The sequence below is a fragment of the Lacinutrix sp. MEBiC02404 genome, from assembly GCF_053601575.1.
In genome coordinates this window covers 31,322-48,229 of the sequence record NZ_JBSHNV010000164.1, presented here as the reverse complement: position 1 = coordinate 48,229, position 16,908 = coordinate 31,322, and the positions used below count along the sequence as shown (strand labels likewise).

Sequence of the window (16,908 nt, the reverse complement as noted above, 5' to 3'; positions counted from 1 at the left end):
GCAACCTATGGCAAATCAAGACGATCAATTTAAAAAAGTAATCTCTCACGCAAAAGAGTATGGTTACGTTTTTCAGAGTAGCGAAATCTACGATGGATTAAGTGCAGTATATGACTATGCTCAAAATGGAGCAGAGCTAAAAAAGAACATTCGCGACTACTGGTGGAAAGCCATGGTGCAAATGAATGATAATATAGTAGGAATAGATGCGTCCATATTTATGCATCCAACCACTTGGAAAGCTTCTGGGCACGTAGATGCTTTTAGTGATCCACTTATCGATAACAAAGATTCTAATAAAAGGTATCGTGCAGATGTTTTAGTGGAAGACTATTGTGCTAAAATTGAAACTAAAATAGAAAAGGAAGTTAAAAAAGCGGAAAAACGTTTTGGAGAATCCTTTAATAAAGAAGAATTTCTTGCTACTAACGGAAGAGTAGTAGGCTATCAAGAAAAGATAGACACTATTTTAAAACGTTTAGGGAAATCTTTGGAAGCAGAAGATTTAGCAGATGTAAAAGCATTAATTGAAGAATTAGAAATAGCAGATCCTTTAACTGGTTCCAGAAACTGGACAGACGTGAAGCAGTTTAATCTTATGTTTGGCACCAAGCTTGGTGCTTCTGCAGAAACTGCAATGGATTTATACTTGCGTCCGGAAACAGCACAAGGAATTTTTGTGAACTTCTTGAATGTGCAAAAAACAGGACGAATGAAAATTCCTTTTGGTATTGCGCAAACAGGAAAAGCATTTAGAAATGAGATTGTTGCAAGGCAGTTTATTTTTAGAATGCGTGAGTTTGAACAAATGGAAATGCAATTTTTTATTAAACCAGGAACGCAAAAAGAATGGTTTGATAAATGGAAAGAAACCAGAATGAAATGGCATCTATCTCTAGGAATGGGAACAGAAAATTATCGTTTTCATGACCACGAAAAATTAGCACATTATGCAGATGCTGCAACAGATATTGAGTTTAAATTTCCTTTCGGATTTAAAGAGTTAGAAGGAATTCACTCGCGTACCGATTTTGATTTAAAACAACACGAAGAATTTTCAGGTAAGAAATTACAGTATTTTGATCATGAAGAAAACAAAAGCTATACCCCTTATGTTTTAGAAACCTCTATTGGTTTAGATAGAATGTTTTTAGCTGTGTTTTCTAATGCTTTAATGGAAGAAGAACTAGATAACAATACTACAAGAACCGTTTTAAAATTACCAGCAGTTTTAGCTCCTGTAAAAGCAGCCATTTTTCCTTTAGTAAAAAAGGATGGTTTACCAGAAGTAGCAAAACAAATTGTGGAAGATTTAAAATGGGATTTCAATGTGTTTTACGATGAAAAAGATGCCGTAGGAAAACGCTACAGACGTCAAGATGCAAACGGAACACCATTTTGTATTACGGTAGATCATGAAACTTTAGAAAACAACACGGTTACCATAAGACATAGAGATACTATGGAACAAAAACGTGTGAAGATTGAAGATTTAAAAGACTTGATTAAAGCAGAGGTGGATGTGAAACATTGGCTAATGAAGATGAAATAATCTAATTCCTGCAAAACCAAAGATGCTAACGCGCTGTTTAAATAAAATAAATAAGTAAATAGGAATCTTATATACTAAAAAGCCCAAGCCGAAAAGCTTGGGTTTTTTTATAAAGTAGTCTTGCAATTAAAATCGCCAACCAAGTGATGCGCCTAATCTTGGCACAAAATCAGTTCCAACCTCGTTGTTAGAGGTGGAGATGTTTCTTCCAACACCACCAAAAACTTCAAATAAGAATCCTTTTTTGCTTACAAATTTTCCACCAACAGCCATACCAAATCCAAGGTTGTTAGAAGTTTCATCTGTGTACACATATTGATAGTTATCGGTAATAGAATTGTAAGTGTAAACTTCATTACTATCATCTTGTACGTTATACATACCAAATGCTTCTAAGAAAAATCCCCAAGCATACTGACTAGAAAAATAGCGTCTGTAGTATGGCGTGAATGCAAATTTCTCATTATAAATGGGACCGTCACTAAAATCTCTATCTTCTTGGTTTTGTAAATTAAAAAGTATGGAAGCACCAACAGAAGATTCTGAATCGATTAAATACTCATAAGAGAAATCTACCGATTTAAAAACAATAAGGTTAAAAGCATTTACTTTAACTTCACTATGTTTTACTTTTTCTTCTTGCATATCTTCCTGAGCAAAAGTTGCAAAAGAAGTAAATAACAATAATCCTAAAAGTGCCTTTTTCATTTATTTAATTTTTTAAGTTCCGTTTTATATTTATCAAAAGCTGTACCACTAGTAGATGTCCAAAACAGGAAAAGGTTGCGTGAAAAACACATGTTTATATCTGTTCTTTGTACGCTAATAAGCGTAAAGCATTTAAAACCACTACTACCGTCGATCCTTCATGAAACAAAACAGCAATTCCAATATTGGTTAGTCCTAAAATAGTAACAGGTACTAGTATAGCAACAACGCCTAAACTTATAAAAATGTTTTCTTTTATAATGCGTTTGGAGGCTCTGCTTAATCCGATTACAAATGGTAAATTTTCAATTTTATCAGACATTAGTGCTACATCTGCTGTTTCTAAAGCAACATCGCTTCCTGCTGCTCCCATAGCAACGCTAACCGTGCTTAAAGCCATTGCTGGAGCATCATTCACGCCATCACCAATCATTGCTATTTTTCCGTCTGTGGCTAGTAAGTTTTTAATAGCAGCAACTTTATCTTCGGGTAATAAATTTCCTCTTGCTTCTGTTAAGCCTATTTGTTTTGCTATAGCATCACCCACATTTTGATGGTCACCGGTTAGCATAATCATTCGTTTTATACCAATAGCACTTAGTTTTTTAAGTGTGTCTGCAGCTGTTTTTCGTGGCACATCCATTACGCTAATGATACCAATAATTTCCTTTTTAAAAGCGACAAGCATTACGGTATGTCCGTTTTGCAATAAACGATCCATTTGTGTGGTTACCGCATCCGTTATTGTAACGCCTACCTCTTGCATTAATTTTTGATTACCAATAAAGACTGTCGCGTTTTCGTAAACCGCTGTAATTCCTTTTCCTTGGATCGCTTCAATATTTGTGGCAGAGTTTTTAAAACTAAGGTTATGTAGTTTTGCAATATCTTTAGCAATTGCTTTCGCTAAAGGATGATTACTTAAGCTTTCCACCTCTAAAACGATTTGTAACAACTCCTTTTCTTCAAAATTATTTAAAGGAATAACGTTGGTTAGTTTCGGTTTTCCTTCGGTTAAAGTGCCTGTTTTATCAAATGCAATAGTGGTAATGCTTCCTAAATCTTCCAGCGCTTTTCCGCCTTTAATAAGAACTCCTTTTTGTGCCGCTCTTGCAATTCCGCTAAGTACAGCACTTGGTGTAGATATTGCCAGAGCACAAGGGCTTGCGGCTACTAATACTGTGATTGCTCTGTAGAGGCTTTCGTTAAATGTTTCGTCTATAATTAGATATGCAAAACACAATAATACCACCACAATTATCACAATTGGAACATACCATTTTTCAAACTTTTTGGTTAATCGTTGCGTTGGTGATTTTTGCGTTTCTACTTCACTCACCATTTTTATTAATCGTGCAACTGTAGAGTCTTGGCTTAATTTTAAAACCTGAATTTCAATACTACTATCTCCATTTATGGTGCCTGTAAAAGCGATGTGCTTTTTATCGATATGTTTAAATTCTGGTAACTTTTCTGTGGATGCAATTGCGGTTTTATCTACAGGCATACTTTCTCCCGTAATTGGCGCTTGATTTATGCTACTATTTCCTGAAGTAATAACCCCATCTGCTGCTATTTTAGTATTTGGTTTGACAACTATAATATCGCCAATTTTTAAGTCTTCAATTGGAGTTTCTGTTATTTGATTTCCTTTTTTTATCCATGCGGTTTTTGGAGATAAATCGCTTAAAGCTTCAATAGATTTTTTAGCTTTATTCATCGCATAATGTTCTAATGCATGACCTAAACTAAATAGAAATAAAAGTAAAGCACCTTCTGCCCAACTACCAATATAGGCTGCTCCAATGGCAGCAACTATCATTAGAAAGTCAATTTCAAAACCTCCTTTAATGATTTTTTTAAAAGCTTCAACGCTAATAAAATACCCTCCAAAAAAGTAAGCGATTATATAGCTCGATAAGGAAATCCAATCAGGGAAATTTGTTCCTTTTTCAAGACCAAAACCAAGGATTAAAAACACGCCACAAAGTATGGAGAAGTAGAGTTCTGTGTTTTTACCTAAAATTAAATTGTGACTATGGTTATGTGTTTCTTTATTATGATTTTCCATTTTGTTTCCTTCCAATTAATACTAATGACTGTGTCCGCCTTCACTATCATTTAAAAGCATACCTGTGCCTTTTACAAGTATTTGTTTGTTTTTTAGAACCTCCGAATTTAAAATTTCAACGCTAGTTTCGGTTTGTTTTCCAATCCCTAATTTAATCTTTTCTAAATGAAATTCGTCACCTTGCTGTTCTGCTAAAACCAAAACATAATTGTCGTCACCAACCTCTATTACAGCTTCTTTTGGTAAGCCCATTGCCTTTTTGCTGTCAATAATAATATCTGCATCTACAAACATACCAACAATAAAATTCTCTTTGCCATTATCTACATGTCCATGCACTTTTACGCGTCTTGTTTGTTCATCAATGGTGGTACCAACTAAATGGACTTCTGCCTCATATGTTTTATTGGAAGCTTCTGGTATTTTAAATAGAATTTTTTGATCCTTTTTCACTTTCATTATATCCTTTTCAAAGACAGATAATTCTAAATGAATATGATCAATATCTACAATTTCCATAATCACATCACTTGGCGAAACATACGTTCCGTTACTTACGTTCACCTTTGTAACATGACCATTTATTGGAGCATACAAGTTTATAGTGGATGAGATGCGTCCTTGCTCCACGCTACTCGGATTAATATTTAGCATTTGTAACTTTTTACGCAATCCGTTATAATGTGCTAAGTTGCTTTTATACGCGCTTTGGGCTTTTAAGTAGTTTTTTTCGGAAGTGATTTTCTCTTCAAATAAAGTTTTTTGTCTCGTAAATTCCGATTTTAAATAATTTAATTGTTCGGCAACTTCTAAATAGTTTTGCTGAATTTCTACAAACGCCGTGTTTTCTAAAGTGACTAAAAGTTGTCCTTTTTTAACCTGGTCCCCAATTAATAGAGGTGTTTTTGTAATATAACCACCAATAAAAGTAGTCACGCTAGATTTGTTGTGTGGTGGTACATCTATCATTCCGTTTACTTTTACGGTTTCATTAAAATCGAATTCAGATACCGTTCCAAAAGCCATCTTTTCCCCTTCAAATTGTGCTTTATTTATTGTTATTTCATCGTTATGTGATTCCGTTTCCGGAATTATAACTTCTTTATTTTCAGAATTTCCGCAGGCTACTAAAAGTATGGAAAATAGTACTATATATATGTTTTTCATGGGTTTATAATGTTAAGTGATTGATAGTGATTACCGTTTGATTGTATTGGTTTAATTGCTCTAAATAATTGAGCTGAATGTCTTTTGCAGTTTCTAAACTTTGAATGTATTGAAAGAAATCAATTTCACCTTCTTTAAAGGTTCTGTTTGCTGTTTTTATAATTTCTTCGGAAAGTGTTTGTCCTTGCGTTTCATAATAAGTTATGGCTTCTTCGTACTGCTGAAGCTCTGCTAATAACGATTGATGTTCTGCATTTAATTGTGTCTGATAATCTTGTTTTTGTTCTTTAATAACATCTTGCGCAATTTTTGAAGCTTTAATTTTAGAACGTTGACCACCAAACAGAATAGGAATTTTAAGCCCTAATTGATAGCCTTTAATATTATCGTTTAAACCACTATTGGTGCCTTGGAAATATTGGGCATTTAAATCTGGAAGTACGCTTTGCTTTTCTAACTTGGTTTGCGCTTTTTGATAAGTAATAGAAGCATCAAAAACGGACAAACCAGCATTTTTAGAGATAGATAATTGTTCGACTTCTAGTTTTTCGAGTAAACCATCTAAAATAGAAATAGAATCTACTTGAACTACTTTTTTAAGTTGTTCTCTAAATAAAACAACCTCTTGAAGGGATTGTTTGTAGCGTGTTTCTAATTGTTTCTGTTTCGATTTTGCGGTAATCATTTCTAGATAATTCGTTTCCCCTAACTCAAAACGACGTTTTGCTTTTCTAGCAAAATCTTGATATAAACTATCTAAATATTTGTAGTTTTCTGCTTTGTTTTTGGCATAGCTTAACTGGTAATAATTCGCATAAACTTGCTTTGTTATTTGTTGTAATTGTAAACTAAAATTGGCTTCTTGTATCTTTACTTTGGATAGGTTTACTTTCTTTTCAGCAAAATAAACCGTTGGAAATTTAAAATCTTGCTGGATTCCAAAGACTTTAAGTGGTTCATTATTTATGGCTAAATTACTTTCGTCATAATTATAATAAACACTGGTTTTATCAAATGTAAAGGCCGACTTTACTAAAGCGTTAGATTGGTCTATTTTTAAATTTTCCGCTTTTAAATTCGCATTATTTTCGATCGCTAATGCTAAAGTTTGCTCTATCGTTAATGGTTGGTTTTGTGCTTGAATATTAAAGGTGAATAGTAGAACAACTACAGTCGCAATGGTTTTCTTATTGATTTTTAATTCTTTTTGTTCTTCAAACCAAGCATACAAAACAGGTAAGACTACTAATGTTAATAAGGTTGCGGTTATTAAACCACCAATAACAACGGTTGCTAACGGACGTTGCACTTCTGCTCCCGCGTTTGTAGAAATGGCCATTGGTAAAAACCCTAAAGCAGCAGCGGCTGCGGTTAGTAAAACAGGACGTAAACGTTCACTTGTTCCTTTTTTAATGCGTTCTTCAACGTTAGAAAATCCTTCTGCTTTTAACTCTTTAAAATGCTCGATGAGTACAATTCCGTTAAGAACTGCAATACCAAAAAGTGCTATAAAACCAACTCCTGCAGAAATACTAAAAGGTAAATCTCTAAACCAAAGTAATAAAATGCCTCCAACCGCAGAAAGCGGAATAGCAGAGTAAACAATTAATGCTTCTTTTACAGAGTTAAACGCGAAATAAAGCAATATAAATATTAACACTAAAGCCACAGGAACAGCGACTAATAATCTGTCTTTTGCACTTTGTAGATTTTCAAATTGACCACCATACGTAATGCTGTAACCAGCAGGTAATTTAAGGTCGCTTTCTATAATATCTTGTATGTCATGCACCACAGATTGTAAATCCCTATTCCTAACATTTACACCAACTACAATACGTCTTTTAGTGTCGTCACGCGATATTTGTGCAGGGCCAGTTGTGTATTTTATTTCTGCTAATTCGCTAAGCGGAATTTTATTTCCGTTAGGCGTGTCTACATATAAATTTTGAAGACTTTCTAAATCTTTTCTATTGTTTTTCTGAAGTCGAAGTACTAAATCGAAACGTTTTTCACCTTCAAAAACATTTCCAACGGTAGCACCAGCAAATCCCATGGAAATAACATGGTTGATGTCTGAAATATTAAGTCCGTAACGTGCAATTTTACTTCTATTGAACTTTACACTCATTTGTGGTAAACCTGCTACTTTTTCAACTGAAATATCTTCCGCACCTTCTACTTCTTTAATAAGGTTTTTTATTTCATCTGCTTTGGTGGCTAAAACCGATAAGTCTTCACCAAAAATTTTAATAGCAACATCTGCTCTAACACCGGTAACCAATTCATTAAATCGCATTTCTATAGGTTGGGTAAACTCCACTTCCATTCCAGGAATTACAGCTAATGCTTCTTTAAATTTATTGGCTAATGCATCTTTATTGGTAGCAGACGTCCATTGTTTTTTAGGTTTCAGTTTTATAATAACATCACTTTGCTCCATAGACATCGGGTCTGTTGGTACTTCTGCAGCACCAATTCGACTTACTACTTGAACTACTTCAGGAAAATTATCTAATAAAATTTGTTCTATTCTAGTGGTGATTTCTATGGTTTTTCCAAGTGATGTTCCTGTTTTTAAAACGGGTTGAATAACAAAATCACCTTCGTCTAAAGTAGGTATGAATTCACCTCCCATTTTACTAAAAATCCAAACGCTAGATGCAAGTAAAATAACGGAAAGTAACACCACTATTTTTTTGTTGGATAAAGCCCAATGAATGATTGGTTGATACCCTTTATTTAAGAATTTCATTAGTCTTACGGAAATGTTTTTTGCAGACTGTTTACTAGGTTTTAAAAATAAGGAAGACACCACAGGAACATACGTTAAACACAAAATCATGGCTCCAATTAAAGCGAAACTAAAAGTCATTGCCATAGGCTTAAACATTTTGCCTTCAATACCACTTAAAGAAAGAATTGGAATAAATACAATTAGAATGATTAATTGTCCGAAAATGGCAGAATTCATCATTTTTGAAGCGCTTTTTAGGGTTATTTGGTCGATTTCAGCTTGTTTCTGGTTTTTGTCTATTTCGGAAAGATGTGCCGATTTAGACATGATTTGAAACGCAATAAATTCGACAATAATAACTGCTCCATCGATGATAATACCAAAATCGATAGCGCCTAAACTCATTAAATTGGCATCGACACCAAATTGATTCATGAGTATAATTGCAAACAATAAACTTAATGGAATTACGGAAGCGACCACTAAACCAGAACGCCAGTTACCGAGTAGTAAAACGACAACAAAAATCACAATTAAAGATCCTAGTATTAAGTTTTCGGCAACTGTAAATGTTGTTTTATTAATAAGTTCGCTACGTTCTAAAAAACCATTAATATAAACACCTTCTGGTAGTGTACTTTGTATGGACGCAACACGTTCTTTAACCGTATCAATAACTTCTTTAGAGTTGCCATCTTTTAGCATCATGATTTGTCCTAGTACTTTTTCGCCTTCTCCATTTCCGGTAATGGCTCCAAAACGGGTTGCGCTTCCAAAACCTACTTCTGCTATATCTTTAATGTAAATTGGGGAACCGTCATTTTTTACAACGATGTCTTCTATGTCTTTTAGTGAGCTGACTAAACCTTCGCCACGAATAAAAAAGGCTTTGTCATTTTTTTCAATGTAACCACCTCCAGAAACACTGTTGTTTTTTTCTAAAGCCTCATAAATTTCGGCAATAGAAATATGCATCGCTGTTAGCTTGTTTGGATTGATAGCTACTTCGTATTGTTTTAAAAATCCGCCCCAAGTGTTTACTTCTACTACACCAGGAATTCCAGAGAGTTGACGCTTTACAATCCAATCTTGAATGGTACGTAAATCTGTTGTGGTATATTGATCTTCATAGCCAGGTTTTACATCTAAAATATATTGATAAATCTCCCCCAAACCAGTAGTTATTGGACCCATTTCTGGCGAACCAAAACCTTCTGGGATTTGTTCGGAAGCAGATTTAATTTTTTCAGCAATAAGCTGACGAGGTAAATAGGTGCCTAATTTGTCGTTAAACACAATGGTAACTACGGATAGCCCAAATTTTGAAACCGATCGAATTTCTTCCACTCCAGGTAAATTAGCCATTTCTAGCTCGATAGGATAAGTAATAAATTGCTCGACATCTTGTGTAGATAAATTTCGAGAAGTGGTAATAACCTGTACTTGGTTGTTGGTGATATCTGGAACTGCACCAATAGGTATTTGGGTTAGTGAAAAAATTCCAAAGCCTATAATAAAAGCTGTAAATAGGAAAATAATCAGCTTATTATTTAAGCTGAACTTGATAATGTTTGTTAACATAATTCATAAAAATTAAGAAATAATAAATGCCTGTTTTTATTTTACAGGATTAAAATCTAAAATGAATTATGCGCACTTAGGTGGCTGAAAAACGGATAGTTTTTCAAAAGAAGAGATAGTTTCTTTATAAAAGAAGTTGCATGGTATTTCTATAAATTCTTCGTAATCTAAATCGAAGGTTATACTTTCAAAAGTAAATGCAGCTGTGGTATGGACGCAAGTTTGATGATGATGTTTAAATGGTAAATCATCATGTTCTTTATGGTCGCTTTCATGAACTATTAGGGTTTTTCCATAATGTTCCGCTAAAAACTGATAAAAGGAATCGCCATAAGTTTCTTGATGATATTCAGCATGTTCAAACAACGTGCCTATTTTAGAGATATCATCAGAGCTTAAATTAATGCTTTGAAAAAGCACTAATAGAGAAAACGCTATGGCAAATAATTTTTGCATACCTCAAAGTTATAAAAAAAGATATGACATTATGTTATAAATGTTACAAAAGGTTAAAAATAAGCTTTTAACTGAATGTTCCCTGTGTGAATAGTTTTACTAGTTTCTGTATTTCTACCAAAATAACTTAGGTTTAAATCTAAGTATTTGGTTAGTTTTTTTTGTGCTAGAAATGTCCAAGTAAAGTTTTTGCCTGGCTGTAAACCTTCTAGCATTTGGTACGCTACGGGAGAATTTGCATTGCCAGAAAAGGCATTGGCGAAATAATTAAACTCTCCAGAAATTGCCATTTGTTGTTTGCTAGAAAACGAGAATGAAGCGCCGTATTTTTGTTGTTTTAAAGCTTCTAAATCTCCAATCGTATTATCCTTATTTGTGTATTGGTAAAAAATATCAAAACGCGTGTTGTCATTTAATAAATAGGAAAGCTTTGGGTTTAGTTGTGTTTCTTCAATAGTATAATTTTTACTCGTATAGTTTTCGCTTTTACTTTCGTTCGTATTAAAACTAGTTAATAGATTTGCTAACCAATTGGTTGCGAATTTATGATTGAAAAGCAATTGATGACTTTTAGATTTCGCTTCTAATGAACCTATAGTTAATAGGTTTCTAGAGCTATTGGTTAAAAAAGTATACGACGTTGTGTAATGCTGTTTTCCTCTATTAAAAAAGAAAACATTTCTAAAATTAGATTGTAGACCAAGACGCTTTTCTGCATCATCATTAAAAGGGTTGAGGTTAAAAGTGCTGCCTTCTCGTTTTTGTTTTCGGTCTATTAAATAGGAAGTTTGGTTGTAAAAACGGGAAACCACTTTTTTGAAACTGTTTTCACTATTAGACCATTGCAACGGATTTAAAGTTACCGTTTGACTAAATCTATTTTGATGTGTTTTTACATATACTTGATTGGGAAGTAATACTCTTATATAGGTACCTTGATCTGTAAATTGGGCAATTTCAAATTCCTCTAACTCTTGAATGCCATTGTTGTTGTAATCGATCCAAGTGTATGCGCCTTGTCCTGCTTCTACTTCTACGTACGTAAATTCTTGTTGCGCTAAGGTTCCAGAATTGGTTTCGTAAACCGTATTCCAGTGTATCATTTGCTTAAATAATTTTTGACTGAATTGTATTCTAGAATTTAAAGATTGTTCATTTTCTAATGCTGTATCTACATTATTTAAAGTTCTATAATTTGCATAAAGGGATAAATTGGTATTGTTGTTTTGAATAATTCTGGAATCGATATAATAAGTATTGGAGGTATTTACTTTTTGAAGATTCCCGTTTACTAAACTATCATTAACCCTGTGTTTATAGCCAATTTCTGCAAATATTTTTGTGCTATCTCCAATTCCTGTAAAAACTTCATACGATTTATAACGTTGGCTTAATGCGGTAAAGGAATCTGTTTCTATATTTTTTTGTTCGTTGTTTTCTATGGCTAATCTTGTACCAACCCAAGCATTTTTTAAACTATAGGTAATCCGATTATAGCTTCGTAAAAAAGTGGAATTGTTTACATTAGATTCCGCATTTAATATACTAGAGTTGGAAAGTATATGCCATTTTTTGAGATTTAAATCGCCAAAAAGAATGTGTCTACTTCCGTTAAAGTTTTCGGAATAATTTAAATATTCAAATTGATATTTTGCTAATCCCTTTTCTTGATGAAGCGCTTGAACTCCGGAAGCAAAAAGCGTTTGATTCCCATTATTAATAACGTTTTGATTGCTTGTAGATTGCTCAATATTCCAATCCCGAATAAACTCTGCATTATATAAACGCTCCATGGTTCTAAAATCTTCTTGAATGTAGTTTGCATCTGCAAATGCGTTTACACTCCAAAGACTATCCTTTTTAATAATTGCTTGTTCTAGTTTTATTTTTGCTGCAAATCCATCGTTATTACCATCATCTATATTAGAAAACAAGTTCAAATCATTCTTGCTTCCAGCAACTTCAAAACCAATATTCGTTTTTTCGGTTGGTGCATAGTTTCCGTTTAAAACGGCAATTTGTAATTTATTTGGCGCAACTAATTTTGTAATTGGTTGGTAGTTTCCTTGAAGTTCACCAGAGATTGGTGCTACATATTCATAAATAGTACTAATAGCATTAATGCTACTTATTATATAATTTCCTTGATTATCGCCAACCGAAGAAAAGTTAACACTAAATAATTCATCGTCTTCATTGTTAGAAAAGACAAAAGTTTCCACACCACTTACAATTTCCTTTTTGTATAAAATTCTGTTTTCATTATAGGTTTCTGGAGTTGCAGAAGGAGCAGTCATTAATGTTTCGTCATCTCCTGCATTTGCTAGAATTTCCACTTGCTCACTAGAAAGGTTTTGTTGCAAAGGGTTATTTTTTGCATCATTCTCGCTATATACCGAAAAGCCGAGTTTTAGTTTTTCGCTTTCGTAATTACTGCCGCCATAAACTACCAATCTAGAATAGTTTCGTTCGCTATATTGGTAATCTACGGTAATTCGCATTTCACTGGTTATAGGAAAAGTGGCATTGAAAATTATTTCGCCAGCATTATAATTTATAATGTAATCGTTGTTTTCTCCTCGTTCTAAGGCAATTCCGTTAACGTAAACAATTTCACTACCAGAAACTACAAGTACAAATAATTCGCCACTAGGACCGCGAAGTTTATACGGACCTTGATTCCCTTCTTGCGCAGTAAATTGGCTAGTAGTAAATTGCCCTCTAACAATTGCTCCTGCAGCAAAAATATTAGTTTTAGAATCGGAGTGATTTATCGTTGCTCCAAGCGATAAACCTTGCACGCGTTTAGAAAAATTAGCAAAAGCACTATTTGTGTTTTGCAGGTCGACATCTCCCGCGCGAATTTTCCAGTTGTCGCTAAAAAGTTCTACAAATACTTGGTCAAATTCATCTAATCGTTGGGAATAACCACTTTCTTGCAAAGGTATATTTGCATCTTGAATGGAAGCTCTTAAGGAAACTTTATCATTGAGCTTTCCGGTAATTTGTAAATCTAATTCACTGTTTAAAACCGAATTTTGATTGTTTCCAATAATAACACCTCGAGAAATACTTCCAGAAGTTGTTAAACCATCAAAAGGAGTAAAAGTGTTAATTTCGCTAGATTGTTTTATTTTATATAATTGTTGTTGGTTGTCTGTGCTTTGTACTATGATTTTGTCGTCTAGCTGTTTGTAGGTTTTGGTTAAAAATTCTGGGTATTTTAAATAATTAATAATTATTGAATCTGTTTCTATAGGTTTTTTAAAACGAAGTATCGCTTTTTCAAAATCGACAGCATAGTACGTAGTATCAATAATGGAATTGTCTTTTCTTCTAATATTAAAGTGAGCTGCATTAATACTCACACTATCTATAGCAATACGATCTTGTACAATAACCGTTTTAGTTTTGTAATTAGAATCTTGATCTTGTGCCATAGCAACAAAACCAATAAAAAATATAAAAAGAAAGTATGTAAACTTCATGCGATACTAAAACTGCAAAATACTTAAAATATTTTGTTGATAGTTTTTTGTTAAAAGGACTTTAAAATAATAGTGTAAATGTAAAGCATTATTTATTTTAGCTGAAACATAACTTTTTTAAAATAAAAACCCATTGAAAATAATATCATACAACGTAAACGGAATACGTGCAGCGCTTAAAAAAGACTTTATAGGATGGCTTAAAGCAGCAAGTCCGGATGTGATTTGTTTACAAGAAATAAAAGCAATGGAAGAACAACTAGATTTAGATGTTTTTGTTGAAGCTGGTTACAAATATAACTATTGGTTTTCTGCACAAAAAAAAGGATATAGTGGTGTTGCTATTTTAAGTAAAACCGAACCAGACCATGTAGAATATGGTACAGGAATAGAATCTATGGATTTTGAAGGTAGAAATATTCGTGCAGATTTTAATGGTGTTTCGGTAATGAGTTTATACTTGCCGTCGGGAACAAATGATGCAAGACTGGAACATAAATTAGAATATATGGATATGTTTCAGGAGTATATAAATACTCTAAAAAAGGAAATTCCTAATCTAGTTATTTGTGGGGATTATAATATATGTCATGAAGAAATAGATATCCATAATCCGAAAATGAAAGGTGTTTCTGGATTTCTTCCTATAGAAAGAGAATGGATTGGCGGTTTTATAGATAGTGGTTTTATAGATGCTTTTCGTTTTATACATCCGGAGAAACAAGAATATAGCTGGTGGAGTTATCGTGCAAATTCTAGAGCTAATAATAAAGGTTGGCGATTAGATTACACAATGGTTTCAAATCCTATAAAAGAAAAAATTAAAAGGAGCGTTATACTTCAAGAAGCTGTGCATAGTGATCATTGTCCGGTTTTAGTAGAAATAGATTAATTAACAGTAAAACAGTACACAGTACACAGTAAAACAGTACACAGTAAGCACGAAACACGGAATAAACCCAAATCCAATATGAAAAATAGAATTTTAACAATAGTAATTACAACCATTTTAGTTACATCCTGCGTTTCGCCAAAAGTCTATAAAGATTTAGAAACTAAATATGCGCACTTGAAAAAGGAAAATAGAAAACTTTCGGATGAAAACGAGTCCTTATTAGGAGCGAATAACAAAACGGAAAATGACTACGCGAAATTGAAGAGTGATTATGATGTGGCTATTGCAAATCGCGATAAGTTGCAAGCCGATTACAATGCGTCTAAAACAAATCTAGATAACCTTAAGGCTTCTTATGATGCTTTAGAAAAAAACAGCTCTGCTTCATTAGCCGAAAACTCTCAAAAAAACAGGGAGTTATTAGCGCAATTAGAAGCTAAAGAACAAGCTTTGGAAGCGGAAAACATAAGACTTGAAAAAATAAAAAGCGAATTAGAACAACGTTCTAACAGGGTTGCAGAGTTGGAAAATGTGATAGCGTCTAAAGATGCAGCAATGACACAATTAAAAAATGCAATCTCTAAAGCCTTAACAGATTTTGAAGGAAAAGGTTTAACGGTAGAACAACGTGACGGAAAAGTGTATGTGTCTATGGAAAATAAACTACTTTTTGAATCTGGTAGTTGGGCAGTTGGTACGCAAGGTAAAAAAGCCGTACAACAATTAGGAACTGTTTTAGGGGAAAATCCCGAAATTGCTGTTTTAATAGAAGGACATACAGATAATGTGCCATACACAGGAACAGGACAAATTTCAGGGAATTGGGATTTATCTACCAAGAGAGCAACAGCAATTGTAAATATATTAAGAGAAAACAACGCGATTACTCCTGGAAACTTAACCGCAGCTGGACGCGGAGAATTTGCGCCAATAGCAGGGAATGATACTGCTGAAGGGAAAGCGAAAAACAGAAGAATAGAAGTTATTTTAACGCCTAAGTTAGATGAGGTAACAAAGCTTTTAAAAGATATTTAATAATAGTCTTTGTTTTAATATCTAGAAGCGAAGTGATCTAAAATTTATTTTCATGAAATATACTACACTACCAAACACCAATATTAAAGTAAGTAAAATCTGTTTAGGAACCATGACTTGGGGGAATCAAAACACCCAAGACGAAGGTTTTGAGCAAATGGATTATGCGTTAGATCAAGGTGTGAATTTCTTTGATACCGCAGAATTGTATCCTGTTCCTGCAACCGAAGAAACGTACGCAGAAACAGAGCGCATTATAGGTAATTGGTTTAAGAAATCTGGAAATAGAGATAAAGTGGTTTTAGCATCAAAAATTGCAGGACCAGGAGATTATACAGCACATATTAGAACAAATGGTTTTAAACCAGAAGCAATAAAAGATGCGGTAAACAAAAGTTTAGCACGTTTACAAACCGATTATATAGATTTATATCAATTGCATTGGCCAGAAAGACAAACCAATACTTTTGAAACTAGAGATTACGCACACAATCCACAAGATAAATGGCAAGACAACTTTAATACGATCTTACATACTTTAGATGAAATTGTAAAAGAAGGGAAAATTCGTCAAATAGGAATATCTAATGAAAAAGCTTGGGGAACCATGCGTTATTTAGAAGAATCTAAAAAGCATAACTTACCAAAAATGATTACCATTCAAAATGCGTACTCTTTGCTAAATCGTATTTTTGAAGGGGATATGGCAGAAATAGCAATGCGTGAAAATATAGGTTTATTGGCATATTCACCAATGGCATTTGGTGTGCTATCTGGTAAATATATTAAAGGAACAGCTGCAGATAATTCTAGATTGAAATTATTCCCAAGATTTAAAAGGTATAGTAGTGATTCTTGTACGGAAGCTACTCAGCAATATTTAAAAATTGCGGAAGAAAATAATATGTCTCTTGCGCAAATGTCTTTAGCATTTGTAACACAACAACCTTTTGTTACTAGCAATATAATAGGAGCAAGTACAATGTCTCAATTAAAAGAGAATTTAGGTAGTGTAAATGTAGAGCTAAATGCGGGTATTTTGGATCAAATAAAAGGGGTTCATAATGCGATTCCAAACCCTGCAGCATAGCATTTGAAAAAACCACGTACTTGTTAATAAATCTAACCTTTTATCGTAAATATGCGTATTTAATCTATTAAAGTAAAGTTAATTTATTAGGCATAATCTTTTTTTATACTTTAGGTATTTAATTAAAG

The 16,908-nt window shown here is 33.4% G+C and carries 10 protein-coding genes; 4 read left to right on the top strand and 6 right to left on the bottom strand.

Annotated features, from left to right (window positions below; genetic code table 11):
- The first annotated feature begins 7 nt into the window (after window positions 1-7).
- On the top strand, window positions 8-1,552 hold the full coding sequence (locus ACVCXO_RS07810) for a glycine--tRNA ligase (protein WP_452229036.1): 1,545 nt from the start codon (window positions 8-10) through the stop codon (window positions 1,550-1,552).
- Between the two features lie 126 nt (window positions 1,553-1,678).
- On the opposite strand, the gene ACVCXO_RS07805 is transcribed toward ACVCXO_RS07810, so the two are convergent.
- From ACVCXO_RS07805 to ACVCXO_RS07780, 6 genes are all read right to left on the bottom strand, one after another.
- Window positions 1,679-2,260: a DUF3575 domain-containing protein gene (locus ACVCXO_RS07805; protein ID WP_452229035.1), complete on the bottom strand. Its 582-nt coding sequence runs from the start codon at window positions 2,258-2,260 to the stop codon at window positions 1,679-1,681.
- 94 nt (window positions 2,261-2,354) lie between these two features.
- A complete protein-coding gene (locus ACVCXO_RS07800; protein ID WP_452229034.1) occupies window positions 2,355-4,331 on the bottom strand; it encodes a heavy metal translocating P-type ATPase in 1,977 nt (658 codons plus the stop codon).
- Between the two features lie 21 nt (window positions 4,332-4,352).
- Entirely contained in the window at window positions 4,353-5,498 is a 1,146-nt protein-coding gene (locus ACVCXO_RS07795; protein WP_452229033.1) for an efflux RND transporter periplasmic adaptor subunit, read from the bottom strand.
- Between the two features lie 4 nt (window positions 5,499-5,502).
- Window positions 5,503-9,816: a CusA/CzcA family heavy metal efflux RND transporter gene (locus tag ACVCXO_RS07790; protein WP_452229032.1), complete on the bottom strand. Its 4,314-nt coding sequence runs from the start codon at window positions 9,814-9,816 to the stop codon at window positions 5,503-5,505.
- A 66-nt stretch (window positions 9,817-9,882) separates the two neighbouring features.
- Entirely contained in the window at window positions 9,883-10,272 is a 390-nt protein-coding gene (locus ACVCXO_RS07785) for a hypothetical protein (RefSeq protein WP_452229031.1), read from the bottom strand.
- Window positions 10,273-10,325: 53 nt separating this feature from the next.
- Window positions 10,326-13,760 carry a hypothetical protein gene (locus ACVCXO_RS07780; protein WP_452229030.1) on the bottom strand — a complete coding sequence of 1,145 codons (3,435 nt, stop codon included), beginning with the start codon at window positions 13,758-13,760 and terminating at the stop codon, window positions 10,326-10,328.
- 133 nt (window positions 13,761-13,893) lie between these two features.
- Here ACVCXO_RS07780 and ACVCXO_RS07775 point away from each other — a divergent pair, with 133 nt between their 5' ends.
- From ACVCXO_RS07775 to ACVCXO_RS07765, 3 genes are all read left to right on the top strand, one after another.
- The gene (locus ACVCXO_RS07775; RefSeq protein WP_452229029.1) at window positions 13,894-14,652 is read left to right on the top strand and encodes an exodeoxyribonuclease III; all 759 of its coding nucleotides are present in this window, start codon (window positions 13,894-13,896) and stop codon (window positions 14,650-14,652) included.
- A gap of 78 nt (window positions 14,653-14,730) precedes the next feature.
- The gene (locus ACVCXO_RS07770; RefSeq protein ID WP_452229028.1) at window positions 14,731-15,690 is read left to right on the top strand and encodes an OmpA family protein; all 960 of its coding nucleotides are present in this window, start codon (window positions 14,731-14,733) and stop codon (window positions 15,688-15,690) included.
- Window positions 15,691-15,742: 52 nt separating this feature from the next.
- Window positions 15,743-16,780, top strand: a complete 1,038-nt coding sequence (locus tag ACVCXO_RS07765) for an aldo/keto reductase (protein ID WP_452229027.1) — start codon at window positions 15,743-15,745, stop codon at window positions 16,778-16,780.
- Window positions 16,781-16,908 lie beyond the last annotated feature (128 nt).